This window comes from Bradyrhizobium sp. BRP22 (assembly GCF_020194175.1).
Taxonomy (GTDB): domain Bacteria; phylum Pseudomonadota; class Alphaproteobacteria; order Rhizobiales; family Xanthobacteraceae; genus Bradyrhizobium.
This window is the reverse complement of sequence record NZ_JADYVX010000015.1, coordinates 119,157-145,701: the sequence shown is the minus strand read 5'-3', so window position 1 is coordinate 145,701 and position 26,545 is coordinate 119,157. Positions and strand designations below refer to the sequence as shown.

25 protein-coding genes, 1 pseudogene and 1 riboswitch are annotated in these 26,545 nt (G+C 62.6%); of the genes and pseudogenes, 17 read left to right on the top strand and 9 right to left on the bottom strand.

The genetic code is table 11. The features are described from left to right. Nucleotides 1-217 precede the first annotated feature (217 nt). Nucleotides 218-435: riboswitch (cobalamin riboswitch) on the top strand. Nucleotides 436-528: 93 nt separating this feature from the next. Together I6F35_RS20175 and cobJ are read left to right on the top strand one after the other, a co-directional pair. After that, a complete protein-coding gene (locus I6F35_RS20175; protein WP_225119418.1) occupies nt 529-1,095 on the top strand; it encodes a hypothetical protein in 567 nt (188 codons plus the stop codon). Further along, a complete protein-coding gene (cobJ, locus tag I6F35_RS20170; RefSeq protein ID WP_225119417.1) occupies nt 1,092-1,826 on the top strand; it encodes a precorrin-3B C(17)-methyltransferase in 735 nt (244 codons plus the stop codon). The genes I6F35_RS20175 and cobJ overlap by 4 nt, the downstream gene beginning before the upstream one ends. Here cobJ and I6F35_RS20165 read toward each other — a convergent pair. Beyond that, a complete protein-coding gene (locus tag I6F35_RS20165; RefSeq protein ID WP_225119416.1) occupies nt 1,802-2,548 on the bottom strand; it encodes a cobalt-precorrin-6A reductase in 747 nt (248 codons plus the stop codon). The two genes, cobJ and I6F35_RS20165, sit on opposite strands and share 25 nt — an antisense overlap. Between I6F35_RS20165 and cbiE the strand changes: the two genes are divergently transcribed. From cbiE to I6F35_RS20115, 9 genes and pseudogenes are all read left to right on the top strand, one after another. Then, a complete protein-coding gene (gene cbiE / locus I6F35_RS20160) occupies nt 2,547-3,728 on the top strand; it encodes a precorrin-6y C5,15-methyltransferase (decarboxylating) subunit CbiE (RefSeq protein WP_225119415.1) in 1,182 nt (393 codons plus the stop codon). The genes I6F35_RS20165 and cbiE overlap by 2 nt on opposite strands. A 335-nt stretch (nt 3,729-4,063) precedes the next feature. Beyond that, nucleotides 4,064-4,846 (top strand): precorrin-4 C(11)-methyltransferase, encoded by a 783-nt coding sequence (gene cobM / locus I6F35_RS20155; protein ID WP_225119414.1) that lies wholly within the window; start codon nt 4,064-4,066, stop codon nt 4,844-4,846. Further along, the gene (locus tag I6F35_RS20150) at nt 4,846-6,156 is read left to right on the top strand and encodes a cobyrinate a,c-diamide synthase (protein ID WP_225119413.1); all 1,311 of its coding nucleotides are present in this window, start codon (nt 4,846-4,848) and stop codon (nt 6,154-6,156) included. The genes cobM and I6F35_RS20150 overlap by 1 nt, the downstream gene beginning before the upstream one ends. 932 nt (nt 6,157-7,088) lie before the next feature. Continuing rightward, nucleotides 7,089-10,192, top strand: a pseudogene (locus I6F35_RS20145) (DEAD/DEAH box helicase). A 759-nt stretch (nt 10,193-10,951) separates the two neighbouring features. Next, the gene (locus I6F35_RS20140; protein ID WP_225119412.1) at nt 10,952-11,470 is read left to right on the top strand and encodes a hypothetical protein; all 519 of its coding nucleotides are present in this window, start codon (nt 10,952-10,954) and stop codon (nt 11,468-11,470) included. Between the two features lie 774 nt (nt 11,471-12,244). After that, the gene (locus I6F35_RS20135; RefSeq protein WP_225119411.1) at nt 12,245-13,066 is read left to right on the top strand and encodes a helix-turn-helix transcriptional regulator; all 822 of its coding nucleotides are present in this window, start codon (nt 12,245-12,247) and stop codon (nt 13,064-13,066) included. 60 nt (nt 13,067-13,126) lie between these two features. Next, on the top strand, nt 13,127-13,792 hold the full coding sequence (locus I6F35_RS20130; protein ID WP_225119410.1) for a DsbA family oxidoreductase: 666 nt from the start codon (nt 13,127-13,129) through the stop codon (nt 13,790-13,792). A gap of 55 nt (nt 13,793-13,847) precedes the next feature. Next, nucleotides 13,848-14,051, top strand: coding sequence for a type II toxin-antitoxin system HicB family antitoxin (locus I6F35_RS20125; protein WP_225119409.1), 204 nt, complete (start codon nt 13,848-13,850; stop codon nt 14,049-14,051). Between the two features lie 331 nt (nt 14,052-14,382). Further along, nucleotides 14,383-15,021: an NIPSNAP family protein gene (locus I6F35_RS20115; RefSeq protein ID WP_225119407.1), complete on the top strand. Its 639-nt coding sequence runs from the start codon at nt 14,383-14,385 to the stop codon at nt 15,019-15,021. 108 nt (nt 15,022-15,129) lie between these two features. Here the strand turns inward: I6F35_RS20115 and I6F35_RS20110 are convergent, their stop codons facing one another. The 3 genes from I6F35_RS20110 to I6F35_RS20100 form a co-directional block, all read right to left on the bottom strand. Then, complete coding sequence (locus I6F35_RS20110) at nt 15,130-16,353, bottom strand: GNAT family N-acetyltransferase (RefSeq protein WP_225119406.1); 1,224 nt, start codon at nt 16,351-16,353, stop codon at nt 15,130-15,132. Nucleotides 16,354-16,554: 201 nt separating this feature from the next. Further along, nucleotides 16,555-16,887 carry a hypothetical protein gene (locus I6F35_RS20105; protein ID WP_225119405.1) on the bottom strand — a complete coding sequence of 111 codons (333 nt, stop codon included), beginning with the start codon at nt 16,885-16,887 and terminating at the stop codon, nt 16,555-16,557. 189 nt (nt 16,888-17,076) lie between these two features. Beyond that, nucleotides 17,077-17,460, bottom strand: coding sequence for a hypothetical protein (locus I6F35_RS20100; RefSeq protein WP_225119404.1), 384 nt, complete (start codon nt 17,458-17,460; stop codon nt 17,077-17,079). Between the two features lie 177 nt (nt 17,461-17,637). Between I6F35_RS20100 and I6F35_RS20095 the strand changes: the two genes are divergently transcribed. The 3 genes from I6F35_RS20095 (at nt 17,638) to I6F35_RS20085 (ending at nt 21,585) form a co-directional block, all read left to right on the top strand. Continuing rightward, complete coding sequence (locus I6F35_RS20095; protein ID WP_225119403.1) at nt 17,638-17,871, top strand: hypothetical protein; 234 nt, start codon at nt 17,638-17,640, stop codon at nt 17,869-17,871. Between the two features lie 167 nt (nt 17,872-18,038). Next, the gene (locus tag I6F35_RS20090; protein WP_225119402.1) at nt 18,039-19,496 is read left to right on the top strand and encodes a caspase family protein; all 1,458 of its coding nucleotides are present in this window, start codon (nt 18,039-18,041) and stop codon (nt 19,494-19,496) included. Between the two features lie 73 nt (nt 19,497-19,569). Beyond that, entirely contained in the window at nt 19,570-21,585 is a 2,016-nt protein-coding gene (locus I6F35_RS20085) for a pyrroloquinoline quinone-dependent dehydrogenase (RefSeq protein ID WP_225119401.1), read from the top strand. Nucleotides 21,586-21,588: 3 nt separating this feature from the next. Here the strand turns inward: I6F35_RS20085 and I6F35_RS20080 are convergent, their stop codons facing one another. Further along, entirely contained in the window at nt 21,589-22,050 is a 462-nt protein-coding gene (locus tag I6F35_RS20080; protein WP_225119400.1) for a PaaI family thioesterase, read from the bottom strand. A gap of 236 nt (nt 22,051-22,286) precedes the next feature. On the opposite strand from I6F35_RS20080, the gene I6F35_RS20075 reads away from it, so the two are divergent. Together I6F35_RS20075 and I6F35_RS20070 are read left to right on the top strand one after the other, a co-directional pair. Continuing rightward, nucleotides 22,287-22,565, top strand: coding sequence for a hypothetical protein (locus I6F35_RS20075; protein WP_225119399.1), 279 nt, complete (start codon nt 22,287-22,289; stop codon nt 22,563-22,565). A 79-nt stretch (nt 22,566-22,644) separates the two neighbouring features. Next, nucleotides 22,645-22,875 carry a hypothetical protein gene (locus tag I6F35_RS20070; protein ID WP_225119398.1) on the top strand — a complete coding sequence of 77 codons (231 nt, stop codon included), beginning with the start codon at nt 22,645-22,647 and terminating at the stop codon, nt 22,873-22,875. Between the two features lie 117 nt (nt 22,876-22,992). On the opposite strand, the gene I6F35_RS20065 is transcribed toward I6F35_RS20070, so the two are convergent. From I6F35_RS20065 to I6F35_RS20050, 4 genes are all read right to left on the bottom strand, one after another. Then, nucleotides 22,993-23,226 carry a hypothetical protein gene (locus I6F35_RS20065; RefSeq protein ID WP_225119397.1) on the bottom strand — a complete coding sequence of 78 codons (234 nt, stop codon included), beginning with the start codon at nt 23,224-23,226 and terminating at the stop codon, nt 22,993-22,995. A 106-nt stretch (nt 23,227-23,332) separates the two neighbouring features. Continuing rightward, entirely contained in the window at nt 23,333-23,542 is a 210-nt protein-coding gene (locus I6F35_RS20060; RefSeq protein WP_225119396.1) for a hypothetical protein, read from the bottom strand. Nucleotides 23,543-24,168: 626 nt separating this feature from the next. Continuing rightward, on the bottom strand, nt 24,169-24,336 hold the full coding sequence (locus tag I6F35_RS20055) for a hypothetical protein (RefSeq protein WP_225119395.1): 168 nt from the start codon (nt 24,334-24,336) through the stop codon (nt 24,169-24,171). 131 nt (nt 24,337-24,467) lie between these two features. Next, on the bottom strand, nt 24,468-24,647 hold the full coding sequence (locus I6F35_RS20050) for a hypothetical protein (RefSeq protein ID WP_225119394.1): 180 nt from the start codon (nt 24,645-24,647) through the stop codon (nt 24,468-24,470). Nucleotides 24,648-25,317: 670 nt separating this feature from the next. Between I6F35_RS20050 and recA the strand changes: the two genes are divergently transcribed. Beyond that, a complete protein-coding gene (recA, locus tag I6F35_RS20045) occupies nt 25,318-26,406 on the top strand; it encodes a recombinase RecA (RefSeq protein ID WP_225119393.1) in 1,089 nt (362 codons plus the stop codon). Nucleotides 26,407-26,545 lie beyond the last annotated feature (139 nt).

The following is a 26,545-nucleotide window of genomic DNA, read 5'->3' as shown; positions in this document are numbered from 1 at the left end:
GGAGGCTAATTTGCGTTTGCCATGCCAGCATGAACGATGACAGTTCTATTCACCGCTATCGCCATGATCTTGTCGCAAGCAATCTTTTTTCGCCGCTTTGCCCGTGTCGCAGGCCTCGATCTGGCTCTCGGGCGCCATCGTGTCCCCGTCTTCGGCGAGATCTGGTTCGGACATCATCCGGAGGAGTTCTTTGACTTGACAAGTTGCGGCTTAGAGCAAATGGTGGGTCGGCGCTGGTGCCTGTCCTACGACAGGCGAAGAGGGAATGCGAGAAGGCTTCAGCCAAACAGCTCAGCCTGAAAAGCTGCCGCCCCCGCGACCGTGACCGGAGAGATGCCCGAAGCCACTGATCCGCAAGAGGATCGGGAAGGTGGGATCGAAGGGAAAGACCCTGCTCCGCAAGCCGGGAGACCTGCCAACGCGCTGTTGAAGACCGGCGGACGGGGTGTTCCGCGACGGGGAAACGAACCCTCCTCAAGGACGGTTCGTGCCTCATCGCTTCCCGCTAGCGATATTCAGGAAGAGGCGATGGCCGTCACACTTCACGTCTGCATCAGTTGCCGGGCCGAACAGACGCTCGGAGAACGCCTACGCGCACCTGCAAGCCGCCGCGTGGAAGACGCGCCGCAATTCGACCGGTGCGCCACTGCCGGATGCTTCATGAGCGCGGTCGCACTTAACAGCTGGTGCCCCCGCTTACTGCGGCCGATGCCGCCAGGTGATCGCGTCGTGCTCCGCGTTCGTCCCTATGGCGGAAGCCTAGATCGGGTAGAGGCGGCAGGAGTGCCCAATCTGGCGGAGTGCTACGTCGACGAGCTGACCGACGTGACCAGCCGGGCCAACCTTCAGATCAGAGGCGTGAGCGATCGAGGTGCTATTGTCGACTGCTTCGCGCCATTGAATCTACTCGAGTGTGATCCGGAGAGCGAGTCGCGTCGCAAGATCGTCATGATGCCGAAGTGGGCTTCGAGCGAGCGCGGCACCATGGGAGGCGAACGTGTCACGCGGTCGGCCGATGGCAATGAGACCGACTGCCCCCATTTTGCGGCCGTGCTTGTGCACGGGAAGGGGCCACGCATGGATAGCATCGAATGACAGGCAGGCTAACGATCGCCGGACTTGGGCCGGGTGATGAGGCGCTAGTCACACCGGAAGTCAGGGCGGCAGTTGCTGCCGCGACCGATATTATCGGCTATGCACCCTACGTGGCGCTCATAGCTCCGCGCGAAGGACTCACGCTGCATCCATCAGACAACCGGATGGAGTTGCAGCGCGCAAGCGAGGCGTTGCGGCTGGCGTCCGAAGGACGCAACGTGGTCGTGGTGTCCTCCGGCGATCCCGGCGTCTTTGCGATGGCTTCCGCGGTATTCGAAGCGCTGGAACAAGCGCCGCAATGGCAGCAGTTGCCGATTCGGGTGCTGCCAGGCGTGACGGCAATGTTGGCGGCAGCTGCGCGCGCCGGCGCGCCGCTCGGACACGATTTCTGTGCCATCAATCTCTCCGACAATCTGAAATCGTGGACAACGATTGAGAAGCGCCTTCGGCTTGCTGCCGACGCCGATTTTGCAATCGCCATGTATAATCCGCGGTCGGCGAACCGGCTTGAGGGATTTGGACGTGCGCTTGCTCTATTGAAAGAGGCCGGCTGCGGCGAGCGGCTGGTGATTTTCGCTCGCGCGGTGAGTAGGCCAGATGAGCGGGTCGAAACGGTCAAACTGAGTGAGGCGATGCCGGAGATGGCTGACATGCGCACGGTTGTGATCGTCGGAAATTCGACGACGCGTCGCGTCGGCCGCTGGATCTATGCGCTCAGGTACGCCGAATGACCGAGCCATTGCATCACCTCGGCCACGTTCTCTACCCTCGGCCGCTCGGGCAAGCGCGGCCGCGAGATCATGATCAGCGGAAGGCCGAGCACACGCGCGACGTCGATCTTTGCGCGCGCGCTGTTGCCTCCGGAATTGCGAGCGACGATCCATTCGATGCCGCGCGTACGCACCATCTCAACCTCGCTTTCAAACGTGAACGGCCCACGCGACACAATGACCTCCGCATCGAATGGCAGCGTGCTCTCGGGCGGATCGACGAAGCGCAAAGTGTAGGCATGCTGCGGCCTCGCACCGAACGGCGCGATGTGCAGCCGTCCAATCGCGAGAAAGACGCGCGCGGGGTGCTCCGGCAGCACCGCCACGGCGGACGCAACATCCGCAACCTCGATCCAATCGTCACCGGACGCTTTCTCCCAGGGCGAACGTTCGAGCGCGATCAGCGGTGTTCCAGTTGCCGTGCAGGCCGCAACCGTCTTCCGACTCATCTCGGCCGCAAACGGATGAGTCGCATCCACGACGTGCGTAATGCCTTCGCAGCGGATGTAGTCGGCAAGTCCGCGCGCACCGCCGAACCCGCCGACACGGGTGGGCAGTGGCTGGTGGGCTGGACTGCGGGTGCGCCCGCCATAGGAATAGATCGCGGCGAGGCGTGCGCGCGCGAGTGTCACGGCGAGCAAATTGGCCTCAGTCGTTCCGCCAAGAATGAGGGCGCGCATCATGGCTGATCCCTGGTTGACCATCATCGGTATCGGCGAAGATGGCCTTGAAGCTCTCTCCGAAGCAAGCCGAAAGGCGCTCTTCGAAGCTGAAACGGTCTTTGGCGGGGCGCGCCATCTTGCGCTTGCACGAGTACTCGATCGGGGCAGGCCTTGGCCAGTGCCGTTCGACGTCGATGCTGTGCTGAGCTGCCGCGGGCACCGCACTGCGGTGCTCGCCTCGGGTGATCCGTTCTGGTATGGCGTCGGCGGCGTTCTTGCCGACAGGCTTAAGGCCGGCGAGTGGATAGTCTATCCCGCGCCTTCGACGTTCTCGCTCACCGCCGCGCGGCTCGGCTGGCGTCTGGAGTCCGTCATTTGTCTCGGACTGCATTGCGCGCCGTTCGAACGCCTCGTGCCGCATCTTGCGAGCGGCGCACAGATCATTTGCCTGATGCGCGACGGCAGGGCGGCTCCTGACCTTGCTGCGTGGCTGACGGAACACGGCTGGGGCTCATCTTCGTTCTGGACACTCACCGCGCTGGGCGGCCCGCGCGAAAGGATCGTGAAGCATCGCGCAGACAGCTATGCAGGTGATCTGGCCGACGGACTGCTCGCCATTGCGTTGGAGGCCAGCGGAGCACAGGGCATTCCCCGCAGCTCGGGTGTGTCGGACGATCTCTTCGCCCATGATGGCCAGATCACCAAGCGACCGGTCCGTGCACTGGCGCTATCGGCACTAGCGCCGCGTCCCGGCGAACGGCTGTGGGATATCGGCGCGGGCTCCGGCTCGATCGCAATTGAATGGGCGCTCTGTGGTGGGATGGCGATCGCTGTCGAGAGGCGAGAGGACCGCGCGGGCAACATCCGGCACAATGCGGCGAGCTTCGGGCTGTTGGATCGGATAGCCGTCGTTGCGAGGACGGCTCCCGAAGCTCTTGCTGCGCTCGAGATGCCGGACGCCGTGTTTATTGGCGGAGGCCTTGATGGCACGATGTTCGATGGCGTCTGGTCATGCATTGCGCCAGGCACGCGACTGGTGGCGCACGCCGTAACGCTCGAAACGGAAGTCCTTCTCGCCGAACTGCACCAGCATTATGGCGGCGAGTTGATGCGGGTCGAATTGTCGCATGCAAGGGCGCTCGGCCGGTTCCGTTGCTGGAACGCGACACGGCCTATCGTGCAATGGAATGTAATCAGATGAAGGTCGTTGGACTGGGCTTGAAGCATGAGGCCATCGATGCGCTCCGCGAGCCGCTCGTCGCGGGTGGCGGCCCCTCCGGCATCACGGCCCTGGCGGTGTTCAGTAGCGACGCGGAAACGGGCGCCCTTAAGTTGGACGCGCGAGACTGTCTCAGCACATCTGGCAGGCATCGCTACGCCGACCAAGTTGGAACTCATCATGACGAGATTCAATACGGGATCGGTCGCGCAGGGTGCAGTGCTCGCCGAGGCCCGTCCCCGTGCGAGGCCGATATTGCCGCGGGTGGTCTCTCAGGACCTGAGGGCTACGGCTGCGATCCCAGAAGGAGACGGCGAATGACTGTGCATTTTATCGGTGCAGGACCCGGTTCACCGGATCTTCTGACCTTACGCGGGCGCGATCTCATCGCCTCTTGTCCGGTCTGTCTCTACGCCGGGTCTTTGGTGCCTGAACGCGTCCTGGCGCATTGCCCGCAAGGCGCGCGGATCGTGAACACGGCGCTGCTCTCGCTCGACGAGATCATCTCCGAGTTCGTCGCTGCGCATGCGCAAGGCAAGGACGTGGCGCGGCTGCAATCCGGCGATGTCTCGATCTGGTCGGCGATGGGGGAGCAATTACGCCGCCTGCGCGCTCTCAGTATTCCCTATTCCGTGACGCCGGGCGTGCCGGCCTTCTCCGCTGCCGCAGCAGCCCTGGAGGTCGAGCTGACGTTGCCGGGACTTGCGCAATCCGTCATACTTACGCGCACGCCGGGTCGGGCCAGCGCAATGCCGGAAGGCGAGAAGCTTACTGCCTTCGCCGCGACCGGCGCGGTTCTCGCCATTCACCTGTCGATCCATTTGCTTGACAAGGTCATCGCCGAACTCACCCCGCATTACGGCGCAGACTGCCCAGTCGCAATCGTCTGGCGCGCGAGCTGGCCGGATCAGCGCGTTGTCCGTGCGACGCTCGCTACGATTGATGCCGCTGTTGGTGCCGAGTTCGAGCGCACCGCGCTCATCCTGGTGGGCAAGACATTGATCTCGGAGGAATTTGCCGAGAGTCGTCTCTATGCCGCTGACTATGATCGCCGTTACCGGCCGATCGGGCCGACGCCGCGCTTTCCGGAGGCGTCGTAATGACGGCGGGCCTCGTCATCTCTGCGCCGGCCTCGGGTGTCGGCAAGACTACGCTGACGCTCGCGCTCGCGCGCGCCTTTAGCGATCGCGGCTTGAAGGTGCAGTGCTTCAAAAATGGACCCGACTATATCGACCCCGCGTTTCACGTTGCCGCCACAGTGCGCGCCTCCGTCAACCTGGACAGTTGGGCCATGGATCGCCCGACCATAAAACAGCTCGTCGGCCGTGGTGCGGACGCTGATCTCGTCTTGGCCGAAGGTTCGATGGGCCTCTTTGATGGCGTCGCCGTGCGGGGTGTCTCGGGAACGGGCGCGACCGCCGATATTGCCGAGATGATGGGCTGGCCCGTGCTGCTCGTGATCGATCCGTCCGGACAAGCCCAGACCGCCGCAGCTGTGGCTGCGGGCCTGCGTGATTTCCGCGCGGGTGTGCGGGTTGCCGGTGTCGTGATAAACCGCGTCGGGAGCTCGCGCCACGAGCAGCTTCTGCGCCAAGCCTTCGCCGATTCTGGCATTGCCGTGTTCGGCGCTTTGCCGCGCCACGCCGAAATCAGTATGCCGAGGCGGCATCTCGGGTTGGTGCAAGCCGAGGAGCAAGCGCATATCGGCTGCCTTATCGGTGAGGCCGCGCGTTTGGTCAACGTCCATGTCGATCTCGACGCAGTGCTGCAAGCGGCCTCTCACGGGACGCCACAACCGTCTGTGCACGGGCTCAACGTCGATCCGCCCGGTCAACGCATTGCGCTTGCCCGCGACGGGGCGTTCTCCTTCGTATATCCGCACATACTGGACCGCTGGCGCGACGCCGGGGCCGAGATCGCGACCTTCTCGCCGCTTTCCGATGAAGGTCCTGACGAGAGCTCTGATGTGTGCTGGCTCCCCGGCGGCTATCCCGAACTGCATGCCGGCCGCCTCGCGGCCAATGCGCGGTTTCGCTCCGCTCTGCGCGCTTTTGCGGACACGCGAGCCGTGCACGGCGAGTGTGGGGGCTATATGGTGCTGGGCGCAGCTATGACGGATAGCAAAGGCGCGCGCCACGAGATGGTCGGTCTGCTTGGTCTTGAGACGAGCTTTGCGGAACGCCGCATGCATCTCGGCTATCGTCTTGCCGAGCTCTCAGCGCCTATACCGGGACATCGGCCTGGCGCGCGCCTGCGCGGCCACGAATTCCATTACTCCACGATCATCGCGCAGCCCGATCCGCCGCTCGCGGTTGTCCGTGATGCCACCGGCGCCATCGTCGAGGAGACCGGTTCGCGGCGCCGTCATGCGACAGGCACTTTCTTCCATCTAATTGCGGAGGAGAGGTGAGCGACTTAGTCTCTCGTCGCAGGCCGCTTTGAACATTCCGAGCTTTTTGAGGCTTAGGGGCGCCGCGCCGCTTGCACCAGACTCGCATTCTGCTTTATGACAATCTCGCATCAGGTCGATGCTCGACCTTGCTCCCGGCGCCAATCTCGTCCCGAGCGGAAAAGGCGCCCGCCGATCGACATCATCAACGGAAGCGCCGGAAAGGCTCTCAGGCCGAAGGAGATGGCCGCCGCCGCCAATCTCGTCGATGGAAACGCTTGAGACGAACGCGGCAGCGAACGCGAAAGCCTGAGCAGGTCCGGCAAGAAGCCGGGGAAGGCGGCGGTCGATCGAAGGAAATGCTGATGGCAAAGCAGAGCCTGGCGGAGAGACCGGCGGCCAGGGAGAGCAGAAGTTGTCGGCCTCACGGTGTGTAATGTCGCGTTTGCATGGTGCATCACGCGCGAGAATGGCTGGCCGCAATCATAATTTCGTGCAATCCCGATCTCCTGCTGCGTTTGCGCCGGCGTGAATGGTCCCGCACTTCGCATCCTATCTACAAAGGCTCATTGTGTCGCTAAAGAAGCCACGTGCGATCCGAGAGTCACAGTAGCATGATGAGAAAGGCGAAGCGAAACGTACCAGGCTGGGGACTGCGATCCGTCGGTCGGAGGCGGACGAGTGAGGGCCGCCTCTCAAGCGATATTTTCACGGGATGATCGAATCGAAAACGTGCGTCTGCGCCGAAATTCGCATATGTACGCAGCCCCAGGCGTAGCTCCTACATCAGAGCAGGCCTGGTCGAAGCAACAGTCGCCATCAGCCTCAGCTGGTCGCAAATCAACGACGGGTTCAACGTGGGCCGTTCCAGCAAAGCGCGCGCTGCCGCTAGGGCAACGAAGCGAAAGACGTCTTCATCCCGAACTGCGATCTCTTCTTCCTCGCCTATAGGCATGGTGGCCCTCCATCTGCTCGCACAGTGGAGGAAGTCCGGCCGTAACGGTGTTGTCTTTCTCTCAGAAAACGAGAACAGGGCCGAGCGGCTGGGTGCCGTCATTCATGCCCTCGATCGTTCGTGCGATGTGCTTGTTCTTCCAAGACTGAATACGCTGCCGTTCGATCAGCTGGAGCCGTCGCCGGAAGTCGCAGGTCGACGAAGCTCGGTCTTGAGGCGCCTTGCCAAACCCGAGAAACCGATCCTGCTCGTGTCCACGGCCGAGGCCGTGATGGAACGCCTGCCGCGGCCGGCGAGTTGGCCCCGCATCATCGTCCGGTTGAAGGTGGGCGCCGCGTTTTCTGAACGAGATCTCCGTTGCCGGCTTGAAGCCCTTGGATACGACCTTGGTGAGGAGGCGGACTATCCCGGCGGCGCGCTGTTTCACGGCAAGACATTCGAGATTTTTCCCGCCGGCGCACTTGGTCCGTTCAGAGTGGAGCATTCTGGCGCGGTGATACGTCGGATCGTGGCGTTCGACCCGATGGAGCATGACGTCGTTTTTGAGACGCAAGAGCTTCTCATAGATCCGATGTCGGAGCGGCTGGCTTTCGCAAAGACGCGCGGAAGACGCGCGAGCCTGTTCGACTATTGTGGTCGGTCCAAGTGGATAGCGGATGCGGTGGTTTCAGCGCACGCTGATAGCTGGCTCAGCACGATCGAGGAGGCGGCTGGTCGCACGGACAGAGAGCGCGCATACCTTGGGGGGCGAGAATGGAAGCAGGCCACCAAGCGTATGACCGTGTTGTCGCATAAGGCATCATTCGCTCCCACGCCGGACTTTTTGCAGGTCGTATCGCCCAGGAAGGCGCTGCGTGCATTCATCGACGAGACGCGACGCGCCGGTTCGCGCCTGGTTTTCGTCGCAGCGCAGGAGGACGACCTGCGGGTGATGGAGCGGATGAGCGGGGTCAAGGCGGAGCGCTTTCCGACTGGAGCAAAGCAACGGCCGGACGCCACCGCGACGCGGCGCTCCTGGCCGACTTCGATAGAGGGTTTATGCTACCTGGCCGGAAATCCCTTGCCGTCGTAACCGCTTCCGACGTGCTCGGCAGCAGGGCTCATCATCCGCAGCCCATGGCCAGAAGCTGGAGCGCGGCTTTCGACCACGCAGATGTGCCGGAACAGGGGACTGTGGTCGTGCATCTGCAGCGAGGCCTAGCCTTGCTCGACGGCTTGCAGACTGTGCCGACGGGGGGCGGGTCGTCGCGCGAAATGATCAGGCTCGTATTTGCGGGAGACGATGCCGCTCTCGTTCCGCCCGCCGACCTCGCCATGACCTGGCCATACGCGTCGGAACCTGGCGAGCTCAGCCTCGACAAGGCGGATGGAAGCACATGGTGGACTCGGCGTACCGAGGCGGAGCGCGAAATCCAATTTGCGGGCAAGCAGCTCGCCAAACATATCAGCCAGCGACGCCGCCGGCGAGCTGCGAAACTTGTACCTCCAGGTCCCATCTATGAGAGGTTCGTCGCGCGGTTTCCGTATTTCGCAACGATCGATCAAGCGAAAGCGATTCGGGACGTTTTGGATGACCTTGCGTCGGGGCACCCCATGGACAGGGTCATTTGCGGCGATGTCGGGTTCGGCAAGACCGAGGTGGCGTTGCGAGCCACGGCCGCCGTCGTATTGTCGGGGAAACAGGTGGCGATCGCGGTACCGACGACGGTCCTGGTACGACAGCATGTCGCGACCTTCCGCAAACGCTTCGCTCCGTTTGGCATCGAAGTGGGGAGTTTGTCGCGGACCAATTCAGGGGCGGAGACGAGAGAAGTGAAGGAGGGGCTGAAGAGTGGAAAATTGAAGGTGGTGGTCGGAACACAGGCTCTCGCTTCGAAGGATGTCAAATTCGCCGGGCTCGGCCTAGTCGTCATCGACGAGGAACAGCATTTTGGGGCGGCAGAGAAAGCGAGGCTTTCCGGGCTGGCCAAGAATGTTCATGCTCTTTGGATGAGCGCTACGCCAATTCCGCGGACTCTCGCGGCGGGTCTTGCCGGTTTCAGGGATCTCAGCGTCATTGCCTCTCCGCCCGTTCACCGGCTCCCGGTCGCCACCAGGATCGCTCCGCTTTCGGACGCCGCTATTGCTGCGGCATTGCTGCGCGAGCAAAGGCGCCACGGGCAAAGCTTCTTGATCTGTCCGCGTATTCAGGATCTCGGTCCGATGCTGACGCGCGTTCAGTCAGTGGCGCCGGATCTCCGCATCGTCTGTCTCCACGGCAAGTTGCCCGCCGATGAAATCGACGATCGAATGATGAGCTTCGTCGAAGGCGCCGCGGACGTGCTGCTGGCGACCAACATCGTGGAGAGCGGTCTCGATATCCCGCGTGCAAACACGATCGTGGTTTGTTGGCCTGAAAAGTTCGGTCTTGCGCAGCTTCATCAGCTCAGAGGAAGGGTAGGCCGCAGCGGGATACGCGCGTTTGCGCACTTGCTGACTGATTCGGACTCGGAGCGATCTGAGAAGCGATTGGCCGTTCTGGAAGAGTTCAACAGACCTGGCGCGGGTTTTGCGATCAGTGCGCGGGATCTCGACCTCAGGGGAGCGGGGGACCTGCTTTCTGAACGACAGTCGGGTCATGTGCAGGTGTTCGGACCCGTGCTCTACAGCCACCTTCTGAAATTGGCCTCGGAGAAGGCCGACGACAGAACAGCCGACTTGTGGGTGCCTGACCTGAATCTACCGGTCGGGGACATGTTGCCGGCAAGCTACGTGCAATCGGAGGCGGTTCGCCTGGAAATCTACGGCCGCACCGTCAGATGCCGAAGCGAAGATGAGCTGGACGACCTTGAGGAGGAGACTTCCCGCCGTTTCGGCCGATTGCCTCAGGCGGCCCGCGATTTCTTTGCCGCGGCAAGGCTCAGGATCGACTGCAGGCGAAGAGGAATCATAAGACTTGATGTCGGATCCGATGCCGTAGCCGCGACATTCTTGCCGGGACGACTTCGGAAATCCAAGGCGCGATCGCTGCAACGCGAAGGCGATCGCGTGGTCTGTACAAGCAACGGTCGGTTGCCGCCTCTCGCTAAGGTAGAGGAGCTCCTTGATCTTATGGACGATTGAAGCGAATATTTCGCTATATGGACAAATGAAAGCCGCTTGACCGCTCTCCGCCTCATAATGCGTTAGCCCGGGAGCCGAGACTCCCAGCAGCCGTATCGTTTGTGTTTGGCGGCATCAGGAGCTTCAGCAGGTCAAGAGCGACACTCGAAAGATCGCTCCGCAGTATCGATGATGCTGACGGGCCCGCTGCGGGTGACCAGTTCGAAATCGGAGAACTTCCAGGAGCGCTCTTCGGAGCTTTGTCGCGCACTGTCTCGCTCGGATGCCGCTGATCCCGCGAATACCCTGGCCATCATGCATTCCGTGGATACTGGTTGCCGCGGTCAGCTCGGCGACGTCCTTAGCTACACGATTGGGTAGAGCTACACGATTTGTAAGGAGCATGCGGGGCTTGTCAAAGCGGCACGGCGCTTAATGTCTTTCATCTCGTTGCGCCTTTGTGATGCGAGTATATGACAGGCTTGTAGTTCAGCACTGGATCCGTCACCAGGGCGCCACCTAGAACCCTCCTACCAGATCGCTTTGCAGTCAATCTTGTGATCCAGATCGGATTCCTATCCGCGCGCCACGGTCGCGGTGGAGAGCGGACTAACGCTACGAGTTAGCGCTTGTGCATTATCGTACAAGCCCTTTCATGCGAAGCTAACAACGCTTGGTTTCCTTCAGCCCTCACACTCCCTTTAATGCGGCAGCGGACCGCCGAACGCGTTTTGATCTTTTGCGAGAACCGAACTATATCGCGGGCTCGGAGGAGCTGCGATGTTCGGAAAAAATCGGAAGGAATTGCTGCGGAAGCATGAGACCCAGGAGGTCCAAGGGCGATTTGAGCGGAACGAGCGGGCAGGTAAGGACCTTTACGCCCGAATCTCAGATTTGAAGAACGTGCCGCGCGACAACCTGCCTGACGCGGTCTTCATGCTCTTCGTTGAGGCAAAACAGCAAAGCGAGTTGATTCGGAAATCGATCAAGGACCGTACCGGCTATGACTTCAATTTCGTCGGGCTCGTCGACGGCGATCATGCGACCTACTTCGCGGAGGAAGCGGCGCATGCGCTTCGAGATTATGTTGCCAAACCGCAGACATTCTTCCAGGTAATCTCTGAGCAATTTCCGGATGTGCACTTCACGATCCAACAGCAGGACGCCATTTCAATGGTTGCTGCGACGATCCGTATGCAGCGGCTGGAAGGCATCCTCGAAGGCTTGCGGCTTACCGGCGCACTGAACAAAGCGCCCAACCGCCGCCGTCACAATCCGGAGAAGGACGGATTACTTTAGCGGCTCCACTTCAACGGGGGGAGTACCGCGGACACCCTCGATTCGATCAGGTTCGCAGTTTTCTTGCCTCGTCTTTGATTTCGGCGTGCGACATGCCAGTGAAGCCTGTCCCTGCAAAACCAACGTTCCTCAAACCTCATCAGAGACGACGACTTCACTAACAATCCGTTTTGCTATTTGCGGTTCGGCTTCGAAGGAAGAAGCGGGTTCGAAGCCCATAAGGCGAGGGAGCTGCAGCGACCGTTAGCAGATGATGTGCCAAGCGTTGTCTCTGCGGCGACGAGAAGCGGACCGAATTGAAGGGTGAAGAGAAGGTGCCATTTTTATCTGGCGGAATCCTGGTGGTCATGGGGCGGTGATCATACGAGGTACGCGCAAAAGCTGGCGGCGATAGTCACTGTCACGACTGCATCGACGTTGGCGAAAGTTTTGGCCGTGCCCTCGGCCCGCGCGCCGCGATGCAAGGCAAGGGTAAACGTCGCAAGCCCAAGCTCGCGATCAGGCCGCCGACGCTAGCGCGCAGTCTGGTAGACGTGAGGACATCCCCATTCCCGACGTGCAACGCTTCTCGGCCGGCGTGGGCCCTGCGCGCCAGCGGCGTGAGGGGTGCGATCTATGATGGCCAATCGGCTGACTTCGAGGTGTTGGTATTTATGTTGGTATCGCAGCAGAAGCGGCCGAAAGAAAATCCCGGGATTACATAGATTTGCGTGTCAGAATCTATTACCTCGGACGTAATGGAATGGGCGAAAGCCGCGTGGTAGTTTTCCATCCATGAACGCACATGCATCCACGGCGCGGGCCGAACCAACGAGGCCGATCCATGTCGGCGAGCACTTGCGCGAATGGCGGCAGCGCCGCCATCTGAGCCAGCTCGATCTGGCAGTCGAAGCGGATATTTCAGCGCGCCATCTGAGTTTCGTGGAAACCGGCCGCGCGGCGCCATCGCGCGAGATGGTGCTGAAGCTGGCCGAACGGCTGGAGGTGCCCTTGCGTGAACGCAACGTGCTCTTGGTCGCTGCCGGTTTCGCACCGGCTTTCCCGCAGCGCTCGCTCGACGATCCCGCGCTGAAATCGGCGCGGCAGGCGATCGACCTGGTGTTGAAGGCGCATGAGCCGAATCCGGCGCTGGCCTATGACCGCCACTGGAATCTGGTCACCGCCAACCGCATGGTGGCGCCATTGCTTGAGGGCATTCCGCAGCGGCTGCTCGGCCAGCCCTTCAACATCCTCCGGCTTGCCTTTCATCCCGAGGGGCTGGCGGCGCGCACGGTGAATCTCGCCGAATGGACCGGGCACCTGCTGGAGCGGTTGCACCGGCAATGCGAGGCGACGGCCGATCCCGAATTGCTGAAGCTCTATCAGGACCTGAAGAGCTATCCGATCCCGGCGCGCTCGGGACCATTGCCGCCGGACAATGTCGCGATTCCGCTCAAGCTGCGCCACGATGGCGGGGTGTTGAGCTTCTTCTCCACCACCATGGTGTTCGGCACGCCTGTTGATATCACCCTGTCGGAACTCGCATTGGAGACCTTCTTTCCCGCCGACGATCAGACCGCCGAGCGGCTAAAGCAGATGGCTGAGGCCATGAAATAGCGGCTTGTCGGGCTGCTCCCCTCAGCCTATCTCTGCTGCTTTCCAGCGGAGGACCGCCCGATGAGCACCCTGAAGCCGCTTCGCCTCGACATCGTTTCCGACGTCGTCTGCCCCTGGTGCTATATCGGCAAGCGGCGGATCGAGAATGCGCTCGCGCTGGTGCCGGACGTGCCGGTCGACGTGCACTGGCGGCCGTTCTTCCTCAACGCCTGGGTGCCGCGCGAGGGCATCAGCCGCGACGAATATCTTACCGCGAAATTCGGCTCGGTCGAAGCCTACAAGGGCATCGCCGGGCGCGTGGTTACGGCGGCAGGCGAGGAGGGGCTGACCTACCGTCCTGATCTGGTGAAGCGCCAGCCCAACACCATCGATTGCCATCGCCTGATCCACTGGGCGGAAGCGAAAGGCAAGGCTGCCGAGATGAAGCAGCGGCTGATGGAGCTTTATTTCCGCGACGGCGGCGATCTCACCGACATCGACGTGCTGGTGCAAGCGGCGGCCGATGTCGGGCTCGATGCCGACGACGTGCGCAAGCGCCTTGCAACCGACGAGGATGTCGCCCTGATCTCGGCGCAGGCGCAGGAAGCGTCCGATAAGGGCATCTCCGGCGTGCCGACGTTTGTGTTCGCGCAGAAATACGCGGTCTCCGGCGCGCAGCCGGCCGAACAGCTCGCCCGCGCCATCCGCCAGGTTTCAGCCGAGATCAATGCCGAAGCGGCGGAGTAACAAGGCTTGAATTTGCCGATTGCGCGCGCGAATATCGACTGAAGACGGAGAGAAGGTGAAGATCAAGATCGTCGTGCATGAAGCCGAAGAAGGCGGCTACTGGGCTGAAGTCCCTGCTATTCCCGGCTGCGCCACCCAGGGTGAGAGCATGGATGAGCTCATGCTGAACCTTCGCGAGGCAATCGAGGGATGTCTGTCTATTGAAGTTGCTCCGCCGGAGCCGGGCGGCGTTGAACGGATGCTGGAATTGGCCGTATGAAATCTTTGTCCGGACGCGACTTCGCCCGGATCATTGAACGACGTGGTTGGACGTTACTGCGCGTCAATGGCAGCCATCATATCTACGGCAAGAGCAGCAGTGCAGTTCGACTGTCAGTTCCCATTCATGGCAACAAACCCTGAAGGTCGGATTGCTCAGGCACCTGGCGAAGCTTGCAGACCTATCGGATGAGGATTTCTAGTTCGTAGCCCGGGTGGAGCGCAGCGCAACCCGGGACACCTGCATCAGCGTCTGCGAGAGTCCCGGGTTACGCTGCGCTCCACCCGGGCTACGGGCCGCCAAAAACTTAAAAGAAAACTGGGAGAACGTCATGCTCTATGAGCTCCGGACCTACACGGTGAAGCCCGGGACCATCGGTGAAATGGTGAAAGCAGCGAGCACCGTGTCGCGCGACATCCGCAAGGATGACTACGGCAAGCTCGAGGGCTACTGGATGACCGAGATCGGTCCACTCAATCAGGTCATGCACCTCTGGAGCTATAAGGATTTCGACGAGCGGAGCAGGCTGCGCGCCGAACTCGCCGGCAATTCACGTTGGACCGGCGAGTATGTTCCGCTGATCCGGCCGCTGCTGCAGCGTCAGGATATCCGCCTGCTCAACGCGGTGAAACCACCGGTCGCTCCGGCATCGACGGGTAACATCTACGAATTGCGCAATTATCGCGCCAAGCCAGGCGGCGCCGTCAAGCAATGGCTCGAAGCGCTCACCGAAGCGCTCCCGGCGCGCGAGAAATACTCGAAGATCGTCGGCCTCTGGCAGACCGAGGCAGGTCAGCCGAACGAAATCTGCCACATCTGGGCGTATGCCAGCCTGAACGCGCGCGCTGAAGCCCGCGCGAGCGCCCTGAAGGATCCGGTGTGGCAGGAATTCCTCCGCAAAGGCGGCCCGCTGCTCGACGAAATGCATTCGACCATCATGCTGCCCGCGCCTCACTCGCCATTGCAATGAGGTACGTGACCCCTAGCCCGGTGGAGCGGAACGCGCAACCCGGGACGGCTGCTTCGCCAAGGCGAGCAGTCCCCGGGTTATGCTGGCGCTTCACCCGGGCTACGATTGCTAATGGGATTTGCCGCGGCTTCTGATGAACCGAACAGCGCCACGTGCGACCTCCTCCGCAAAGCTGTGTGCGGCCAGCGCGGTGTGGATCATTGGCACGAGCGGATCGTATCGCCGCAGCGGGATCAGCACGTCGCCAATGGCAAAGCGCCCGCGCCAGATCGGGTTGATCATGGGATGGTCGGGCGCCGCGGTCGAATCCGCCGATCGGATTGCCGGATCGCCGCAGAGATGGCGGGTGAGATCGAGCGTGAGCTGCACGCCCGGCGAATATTTGGCAAAGCGCTCGTCGATGCCGAGCTTGAAATAGAACGCGCGCTCACGATGCCGCAGCACGATCGCGCCTGCCACCGGCGCATCGCCTGCGCGCAGCGTCACGATCTCGCATTGAGCCGTCTCGGCCAGCCCCGCCGTGGCGCGGCGAATGAAAGCGGCGTCGCCTTGGTGCTGAACGAGCGCGGTGCCGCGCTTGCCTTTCCAGCCGCTGGCTTCGAGGACGAGGAAGGTTTCAAGCGCAGCCGTGACTTCGGCCGGCGTGCGCGCCACCTCGAAATGCACTGCGCCGTGCTCGGCGAGGCGATGACGCAGCCGGCGCAGCTCCTTCAGCTTCTTGGCTCCAAGCGCATCAGCCAACAATTCATCAGCGTCGCGCGTGGCGTCGAGGCAGGCGCGAAGGCATGACTGCATCAGCCGCGGACGCATGCCGTTCAGCCGCAGCACTTCGGTGAAGGCGCGCATCGCCTTGCCGTCCAGCGACATGTCGCGCAGCATCAGCGCATGCGCACCGGCCCTGCGTGCTTCCTGCATCAGGCGTTCTGCTGCGGCTTCCGCAAGGTCAGCGTCGAGCGGCGGCGTGCACAGTGTGCCATAGGGCTGTGCGCTCACCAGCGCGGGCAGGGGGATCCTGTAGGCGCGCCACAGCGACACCGCCGGCAACAGTCCGATCATCCGTGCCGGTCCGTCATACGCAAGCGGCGCATCGCTGAAGGCGCTGAGCGCCATCGCACCGACGCGGCCACGGGCGGAGGCACTCACGGCCAACGCCCATTCCGGCAGGTAATAGGCGTTGGGCTCGGCGACGCGCTCGGCGAGCGCGCGCCATTGGCAGACGGGAATATCGGCAAGCGGCGCGAGCACGGGATCGCCTTTCGCCGGCGCATGCGCGCTCGTGGCATCGTCGGTCGACGCGCGATGGACAACCGCTTTGTCGGCAATCTCGGCCACTTTCCCCGTTTCCCCGTGCGCGAGCGATGGAGGGACTATCAACGTCGCCTCTCGTGATCGCGTTCGCCTGCGAGGCTAGCGGAAGAAATGCAAAATAGGGTTGGCTCGGCGCTGCAATTCGAGCGGTAATGTTAATGGATTGTTCAGCAAGAGAGGGCCGCCGAAAGGCGTTCGGCGGCTCCCTTGTTCTCTTGTCAATGCTTACCAGCGATCAACGCCGACGCCCACGGTGCCGCCGGGCGTGCGAATGCCGACGCCCGCGCGCGGGCCGTCATCGTAGTAGTCGCGGTCGCGATATTCGCGGCGTTCGATGTAACGTTCGCGCGGCATGTAGTTGTAGGAATCGCGGATGATCACGCGCTTGCCGCCACGGGTGCGATAGCAGCGACCATCGTCGTCGCAGACCGTGCGAACCTGCTGCACGAGTTCCGGATTGCTGTATTCCGTGGTGCTGTAGATGTCGGTCGCCTTCGCAGCGCTACCGACAGACAGCGCGCCGACACCGGCCAGCAAAGCAATTGCAAATGTCTTCATGGTTCCGCCTCCGCATAGAAAACTGCCCTCGCGGCTGACAAAGCTGCGCGGCGGGTTTCGTTCCGAAGGAACTGGGTTGGCGGATGGAGTTCCGTTGCGCGGGTGACATGCTCCTTCGCGAACGCGCATTCTTCTCCGCTGCGCGGAGGTGGAACAATTCAGCTATTGGGAAACATTGGGAAACAAAGATCAGATCGGTTCGTAATTCTCAGTCGCGCAAGTATCCTCGCCTTCGGCACGGCGGCGGTCGGCGATGAGGCCGTCATTGATGAAGATGCGATAGGTCTGGGTACCCAGTGGCTGGCCCATGACCGATGTCAGTTCAGCGCGCACACAGGCGGTCCATCCCGGTCCGCGCGGATCGTGCAGCGGCTGCGAGACGCGGACATTGGCGGGACGCGAAGTCGATACGAATACGGCGTCCAGTTTTTCGCCGACCAGTCGCTTGATGTCGGGTGGTGCTTCAGGCGGCGGTGGCTCGGCCTCCTTGGCACGGAAGAACGCCGGCAGCGGCAGCGGTGAGCGGCTGTCCACGAAGCCACAACCCCCCAGCGTCACCGCCAGACTCATCATCAATACAATCCGAGCGCCGTCCCACCCCATTCGGTGTACTTACCCTGCGCAAACAAACTTGGCTGCCCCCGGATGGCGCGTTATCGATCAACTATTGCTGAAATTGAACCGGCCGCACGCTATGCTGCCGCTTTCCAGTACAAAGGTACCGGGACGGAAGGCAGGGAGAGACTGACGATGCGAAAATTCACAGTCGTCGCAGCGGTATTGGCGCTGATGGCGACGCCCGCCTACGCGCAGATGGGCGGTAAGCGGCATCGCGGCGACGGGCCCGCGACCAAGCAGGACAACACGCCGAAGGTCGACGAGAAAGCCTACAAGGCCGCGCTCGAGCGCATCCCCGAGCCGAAGCAAAAATACGATCCCTGGGGCGTGGCGCGACCGACCGAGCCTGCGAAAAACGCGAAATGATCTGACAGCAATCCGTTATCGAATAACGGCGCGCGTCCGCCGGTCTGCGACACTTCCGCCCCCTTGTCTGCGGCGTCCGGCGCCTTCGAGATCAATCGGCGGGGTTGAACCTTGCCGGGAAACCCTACGACCAATCGGCAAGTCATCGCATTGCCGGAGGTCGCCCGATGTCGCGCCGCTCGCTCGCCAGACTGCTCGTTTCCGCCGCTATGCTGCTCGGCGCTTCGCCCGCTTTTGCCGAGAACAGGCTGGCGCTGGTGATCGGACAATCCGCCTACAAGTCGGTGCCGGTGCTGCCCAACCCGGCCAATGACGCCAAGGCGATGGCGCAGCTTCTCAGCGATTCAGGCTTCCAGGTGGTGTCGGCATCCGACCTTTCGCAGAATGAATTGCGCGCCAAGGTCAGCGAATTCGCCGGCGAGATCGCGGCCAAGGGCGCCGATACAGTGGCGCTGGTGTTCTATGCCGGCCATGGCCTGCAGGTCGACGGCGAGAATTTCCTGGTTCCGACCGACGTCGATCCGAAGCGCGAGGCCGACATCCCGATCCAGGCGGTGCGCCTCAATGACGTCCTCAACACGCTGAATTCGGTACCGAGCAAGATGCGTATCCTCCTGCTCGACGCCTGCCGCAACAATCCGTTCCCGGAGCTCAAGAGCACCGGCCACGGGCTTGCCATTGTCGACGCCAAGACCGGCGCGCCCGGCACGTTCCTGTCGTTCTCGACTTCGCCCGGCGCGGAAGCCGAAGACGGCGACGGCAGCAACAGCCCCTATACGACGGCGCTGCTTGCGGCGGCGAAGGAAACGGCACCGATCGAGGAGACCTTCAAGCGCGTGCGCGTCGCCGTGAACAAGGCGACGGATGGACGGCAGACGCCGTGGGACAGCTCGTCGCTGACCGAAGATTTCCGCTTCGTGGCGGGACCGGCGGGCGCCGCTTCTGCGCCAAAACTCGCATCGACGAAGCGCACGGTCGAGGAATGGAAGCGGGCGCTGCAAGGCAAGCCCGTTGATGCCGCCAACGAGATCATCGTCGCCGACGGCACTGACGAGGCCTATGAAGCCTTCGCCGTGCTCTACGCCTCGACGCCGCGCGGCCTGCAAGCGCGTGACTGGCTCGATCGCCATCGCCGCATGGTGGCCTGGAATAACGCCGTCACGATTAACACCGCGGCCGGCTATCGCGCCTTCCTCGCGCAATATCCAGACGGCGATCTCACCGCCACAGCGCGCAGGCTCGAGGAGCGGCTGCGCAACCGCCCGAACATGGCGCTCGCACTCGCCGCGCCCATCAGCGTGCCCACGACCAACGCAGCGCTGACCTGCCCCTGCAACGCGCCGTCGCAGCGGGCTCCGATCAAGCGGGTCGATGCGCCCGCCAGGCAGCGCGCCGAGCCGGCGCCGCCCAAGCGCGCCAGCACGCCGCCGCGCCGCGTCGTCGAGGAGGAGGAAGTCGTGGTCGTGCGCCGGCCGCCGCCGCGCGAAATCTACGAACCCGCCGGACCGCCGGTCTCGATCGGAATCGGGATTGGCATCGGCGGTGGCTACGGCCGGCCCGGCAGCTACGGCGGATATGGCGGACGCGGCGGCGATAGCTGGACCGGCCGCAGGAGTGGATACTGACTCGGCAATGGCGTAATCCATGCGGCCAGGATGCGGCAGCCATTGTCGATGGCCGCATCGTCAGCGGGATGTCATGCGCCATCTGCTCCGCCTGCTTGCCGTGCTGTGTCTCGCGACGCCGGCCCTCGCATGGGAGCATTGGGGCGCTGATCCCGGCGGATCGCGCTTCTCATCGCTCAAAGAGATCACGCCAGACAATGTCGCCAATCTGATCCGCGCCTGGGAATTCCGGACCGGCGATCTCGCCCGGCGGCCGCCGGACGTAATGCGGCGGACGAAATTCCAGGCGACGCCACTGTTCGTCGAGGACAGCCTGGTGTTCTGCTCGCCGTTCAACGAGGTGATCGCGCTCGATCCCGGGACCGGTGCGCAGAAATGGCGCTTTGATCCCGGCATCAGCACCGGTCAGCGTCCCGCCAATCGTTACGTCTGCCGCGGCGTCACCTATTGGGTCGACGACAGCGCGCCTGCAGGCACCGTCTGCCGATCGCGGATCTTCATGGGCACCAATGACGCCCGGCTGATCGCGCTCGATGCGAAGAACGGGTCTCGTTGCGCCGGTTTCGGCCATGGTGGCCAGGTCAAGCTCGAGATCGGCATGGCACTGGAATGGCCGGGCGAGTTTCAGGTGACTTCGCCGCCGGTGATCAGCCGCGGCGTGATCGTGGTCGGCTCCGCGATCGGCGACAACCGCCGTGTCGATGCGCCGCGCGGCGTGGTGCGCGCCTTCGATGCGCGCAGCGGCGCGCCCCGCTGGAATTTTGATCCGCTGCGGCATGACGGCATCGAGGCAGGCCACGCCAACGTCTGGGCGCCGATGTCGGTAGATGAAAGGCGCGGCCTAGTGTTCCTGCCGACGTCGTCGCCGAGCCCGGATTTCTGGGGCGGCAGGCGCCCCGGCGACAATGAGCATGCCAACTCCGTCGTCGCGCTGCGCGTCGAGACGGGTGAACCGGTGTGGTCGTTCCAGACCGTGCATCACGATCTCTGGGATTACGACCTGCCGGCGCAGCCGACGCTGGCGCGGATCGATGTCAGCGAAGCCATGCGCGATGTCGTGATCCAGCCGACCAAGCAGGGTTTTGTGTTCGTGCTCGACCGCAATAGCGGCAAGCCGGTGTGGCCGGTCGAGGAACGCGCGGTGCCGCAAGCCGCAGCGGAGGGCGAACGGCCTTCGCCGACGCAGCCGTTCCCGACCCATGTCCCGACGCTGGTGCCGCAGAAGATTTCGGTCGACGACGCGTTCGATCCGTTTGCTCTTGTCGGCCGCGCCGCCTGCAAGGAGCAGTTCGCAGGCGCGCGCAGCGAGGGGCTGTACACGCCGCCATCGGTGCAGGGCACGCTGTTGTTTCCATTCACCGGCGGCGGCGTGAACTGGGGTGGCGTCGCGTTCGATCCGGTGCATCAGATCCTCTACGCCAATGTCAGCCGCGGCGTGCACCTCGTGAAACTGATCCCGCGCGAGCAGGCGGCCGGATTCAGTCCGCCGCCGGGCCATGATTTCGGCCGGCAGCAGGGTGCGCCGTTCGCGATGTCGCGCGCGTTGGTGACGTCACCACTCGGATTGTTGTGCAACAAGCCGCCCTGGGGCGAGATGGTCGCGGTCGATCTGAGAGGCGGCAAGGTTCTCTGGCGTTCGACAGTCGGCACGACGGAGGATCTCGCGCCGCTCGGCATCGCATTCTCCTGGGGCACGCCGCTGGTGAGTGGCGTCGTGGTCACCGCGGGCGGGCTCGTCTTCACCGGCGCGATGGATGCTTATCTGCGCGCGTTCGATGCCAGGAGTGGCCGGGAGTTGTGGCAGGGCCGGCTGCCGGTGCCAGGCGTCGCCAATCCCATGACCTATCTGTGGAAGGGCGAGCAATATGTCGTGATCGGCGCCGGCGGCCATTCGGAAGCGGGCACGACGATCGGCGACAGCGTGGTGGCTTTCCGTCTGCCGCGGCAGGGTGAGGCGCCCTCGCTGTGGTCGCGCACGATCGACCGTCCGGGCGGCCGCATCCTTGGCGGTGCGATTTCAGCGATGCTTGTTCTCGTGGTGATGACGGCTGTCGTATGGCGCTGGCGCCGTCGACGCGATGTGCACTGAGCGTCACAACATCGCGAACGCGCTCGACACCATCGCCACCGGCTTGTTGTCGGTGGCGGAGAGCAGCGTGACGCGGCCGAAACTCATGGTGCGGCCGAGGCGGACGACGCGTGCGTCCGCCAGCACGTCCGCGGCGTTCACCGCACGCATGAAATGCGTGGTCTGATCGACCGTGGTCATCGGCCGATAGCTGCGGTTGGCGGCGAGGTTGGCGATGACCATCGACGTATCCGCGAACGCCATCAGCGCCTGACCGCAGACGACGCCGCCGTTTCGGCACAGCCGTTCGGAGAACGGCATGCGCAAGATCGCTCCGGGCTGCCAATCGGGACCGGCCTCCCGCGGCGGCGCAACATCGAAGCGCTCGATCGAGAGATTGAGATCGAGCACCCAGGGCGCAAATACCTCGCCGAGCACCCGCCGTGCGTCATCGATGCCGAATTGCGTGACCTCTTCCTGCTGCATGGGCGCGTATTCCTCTCCCTGGACGATGATTGCGATGCATTCTAGAGGGCCTTTTCCGGAAGGGAACAGCAGGGCGGGCCGGCTTGAAATTGCCAGACTTTTGGCATCCGATGAGCGTTATCGCGGGGAGAGGGTCCAAGTCCTGCAGGCCGATCAGGTCCGGGCCTGCTTGGCGAGGCGGCCTCGGCGGGGTATACGCCAAGCCGATCCCCAGGGGAGTAGTACGGGAGCATCTCATGAGAATTCTGGGCGCCATGGCTGTCGTGGCGTTGCTGGCAACGCCGGCCTACGCGCAAATATCGACCCCCCATATCAACCTGCTTGCGGATGGACCGACGAAGACGCCGGACGAGCTCGAGCAGGACGCGGTCAGGGACAAGGCCTACAGGGAATCGCTGAAGAAGATTCCCGACGCCAAGACCTCATCCGATCCATGGGGGACCGTGCGGAGCGAGGCTCCCAAGGCAGCCACCCCGGCCAAGCCGAAGACCAAGACCGGCAGCGCGCAGCAGTAGCCGGCGGCATGCGGAGACTCGGATTCGGTCTCCGCTCGCCCTATATTTGGCCGGTCGTCACCTGGTTTGGAATTGCGACATGGCCTTGCGTCCGCGTGATCTTGCGAGCCGAATGGCCGCCCGGCGAAAGCAGGGCGACGGCTTCCTGCGCGAGACGTTCACCCTGCCGCGCGACGAGGCGCGGCTGAAGGCGCGTGATTTCCTGAACCGGTATCCCAAGGCCGCCTATATGAGCGCGGTGGAAAGCTGGCGCGAATTGCCCGGCGACAGGATCGAATTCACGATGCGGCGTCTTGCCAGCGCCGACTGAAGCGCCGGACCCAAAGCTGCGAACAGTGTTCTGATTGAAGCAGAACGGAAGCTCCAGATTCTTTACTTTGACGCATTTTCTTTGTGCGAGCCGGCGTTCACTTCGCTGGAAAACGCTTCAGTCCAGCGTTTTCGCGACCAGCCGAATCCGGAAAACCGGACTCTTGGTCTCGTCCAGCAGCTCTATCTGCCACTCCGCGTTTTCCTGAAGATGACGCGACACGCCGCTGATCATGTCGGCGCAGACGCGGGTCATTTCCTTCCAGGCCGCGTCCCGATCGGGAAACTCCGCGCCGTCATTGCAGACGCGGGCGCCGTCAGCGGTTCGGATGCGAAAGAAGAACAGCGGCATGAGACGGCACCGGCGCATCAAGGCCGCCGACGGGCAACCCACTGGGAGCGGGAAGTGGAGTCCTTGGCGTTGGAAAGATCAATCCCGGTTATTTACGGGAGTGCTGTCAGCGCAGTGACGAGTCTTCGGTGCCGCTCGCCTCACGGCTGACCTTCTTCAATTCGCGATCGATGCGTAGCTGGACCCGCCGGATTGCCAGCAATTGAAGCTTCGCCTCAGTCTTGCCGGTTTTGATTGTATCGCCGATCTGAAACTGCCACGTCCAGACTCCGGGGCTCGCCAATGTGACGGTATATTCCACGCCCTTATGGATCATCTGCAGGCTCCGCGCACACCCGGCGGCATTGCAGGCTGGACGAAAGGTTGCGCCACATTGGAATCCGCCGAAGGACGGTTGCCGCCTTGGCGCGCTCCGATCGCTCGCTCCGGTATTCCCGACCCTACCAATTCGCCGTCCCCGAGTTTAACGCAGGTTAACATCGGCCGACTCCGGCCGTTCCCGGCGGACTACATATTTCTCCCAAAGTTCGGGCAGTTCCGCTGGGGCGTGTTGCCGACGCTCAGCTTGGAGAAGCGCGCTGGCACGACCTTGTGCGATCAGAAGGCGTGGAGGGATACCGTCGACAGCGGGCCGTGCGAAAACCCCAGCATTGTCGGGCGGATGCACCAAATCGCGAACATTTTGACGGAACTTTGTTCTTACCCGGGGAACTACGGCGCCGGCGCAGGCGCAATCGGTATGACAGCACCTGATGCGCGCCTGTGGAGTTCAGTCACAGACCATCGCTGTCATCGCAGCGAAGCTATCGAGCTGATCGATGGAGACTTTAGGTTCTGCGCCAGCGGTTGCCGATTTGCTTGAGGGCGGAGAACCGATCGTGCTGCGACCATCGGTCCTTGGCGCGAATATTCGCGAGCGTTCTATAGCGGACCGGCGCGGCCTTAATGTTGCGACTGCCATTGCTCGGCGTAGATGGCCAGCCGATCATATTCTTCCGCGATCTTGAGCAATCTCTCGCGCGAACTACGATACGCAAACGACTCCGCTTTGCTGCGGGTCTCTTCCGCTCGCTCTCGCCAGTAGCTCGGGTCTTGCAGCGTGTTTGTCATGGCAGTTTCCCGCTCTGATCTGTCTGAAAGACAATTCCGGAACGGGATCGATGCTCCCTCACAAAGAGAGAAACCAGGATAGCCGCTAACTTGTATTGAGATCCAAAGGAACTTCGTTCCTGGTCGGAGAACTACGGGTTGTCGTCCTCTTTCGGGAACGGCTCAAAGGTTTGACGCCCCAGGAACGTGTCGGGCTTTCCGGTTTGCTTGAGGAGTTCGAAGGACTCCGCGATGATCTCGCGCGAGCGGGTGGTAATTACGTCATCCTGTGCCCGGTACGGACGAAGGATATAAGTGCGCGAACCAATCATCGCACGCGCTCCCGGATTTGCGCAGGCGGGAGCGCGATTGGTCTCTCAGCCACCGACGCCCACGGGGATAGATCCGCTGCCGGTGATGAACGGCAACTCGGGAGCGCGGGTTTGGTTCAAAGATGAACCGACGACGCGATCAACGCGCCCGTTTGCGAAAATGGGGTGATCTACTGGTTAGACGCTCGCGGCGGCAATTAGGACAACTAACGGACGAGCCTTCTCCCGATCGGGAAGCACTTGTACTCGGCGCCATGCTCCTGTCGGCACCTTGAGTACGCATCGGCCACAAAGAGGCCGGCTACCAAAACAACACCTATGAGGCAGGCTATCGCGATCTGAGGATTAGTCACTGTCCGACACGCGGCGAGGGGAAATAGGGACGGTGGAGTTGGCCGCTAAGAACCATCTGTGTGCCTGATCCCCCTTATGTTTTCCCATTGTCGTCTCCTTTCTGGAACGCCAGCAAGGAACCTGCATGGAAACAGTTCCTGCAAAAATCAGCATGGGACCGCTGATGGTTTAAATGCGGACACCACCCAATCTCCGAAAAGAACATATTGCGAACATGGAACAAAGGTGGTACAGAATTTTCCAACGCGATAGCCATCGAATCCTGATCTGCCCCGTATTTCCCGCTAGCGAATCCCCGTCATAAGGAGCACATCCAATGTCCGCCACTGCCCTGCGTATCGTTGAAGGATCCTCTATGGATAAGTCCAAGGCTCTGTCTGCCGCGCTATCCCAGATCGAGCGCCAGTTCGGCAAGGGTTCGGTGATGAAGCTCGGCAAGAACGACCGCTCGATGGATATCGAGACGGTATCGTCGGGGTCGCTCGGGCTCGACATCGCGCTCGGCGTCGGTGGCCTGCCGAAGGGGCGCATCGTCGAGATCTACGGGCCGGAATCCTCGGGCAAGACCACGCTGGCGCTGCATACGGTGGCGGAGGCCCAGAAGAAGGGCGGCATCTGCGCCTTCATCGACGCCGAACATGCGCTCGACCCGGTCTATGCGCGCAAGCTCGGCGTCAACATCGACGAGCTCCTGATTTCGCAGCCCGATACCGGCGAGCAGGCGCTGGAAATCTGCGACACGCTGGTGCGCTCGGGCGCGGTCGATGTGATGGTGGTCGATTCGGTGGCGGCGCTGGTGCCGAAGGCCGAGCTCGAGGGCGAGATGGGCGAATCGCTGCCCGGCCTGCAGGCGCGCCTGATGAGCCAGGCGCTGCGCAAGCTCACCGCCTCCATCAACAAGTCCAACACCATGGTGATCTTCATCAACCAGATCCGCATGAAGATCGGGGTGATGTACGGCTCGCCTGAGACCACCACCGGCGGCAATGCGCTGAAGTTTTATGCCTCCGTCCGTCTCGACATCCGCCGCATCGGCGCGATCAAGGAGCGCGACGAGGTGGTCGGCAACACCACGCGTGTGAAGGTGGTGAAGAACAAGCTGGCGCCGCCCTTCAAGCAGGTCGAATTCGACATCATGTATGGCGAGGGCGTCTCCAAGATGGGCGAGATCCTCGACCTCGGCGTCAAGGCCGGCATTGTCGAGAAGTCCGGCGCGTGGTTCTCCTATGACAGCCAGCGGCTCGGCCAGGGCCGCGAGAACGCCAAGGCGTTCCTCCGACAGAACCCCGACATCACCGGCAAGATCGAGCTTGCGATCCGGCAGAATTCCGGCCTGATCGCCGAGCAGATCCTCGCCGGCACCCCCGAGCGCGACGCCGACGGCGAGGAGCCGGCGGAGGAGTAAGTTTTTCGAAATATCCGATTTCTTCGCGGAAAGCGGGCGCTGGGGACGTTGAGTTGCCGACGTCTTCGGCGCCCGTTTTGTTTCTCAGTAGGAGCCGAGGGGACCAATGAAACGGCTGATCCTGACAAGTTCGTCCGGC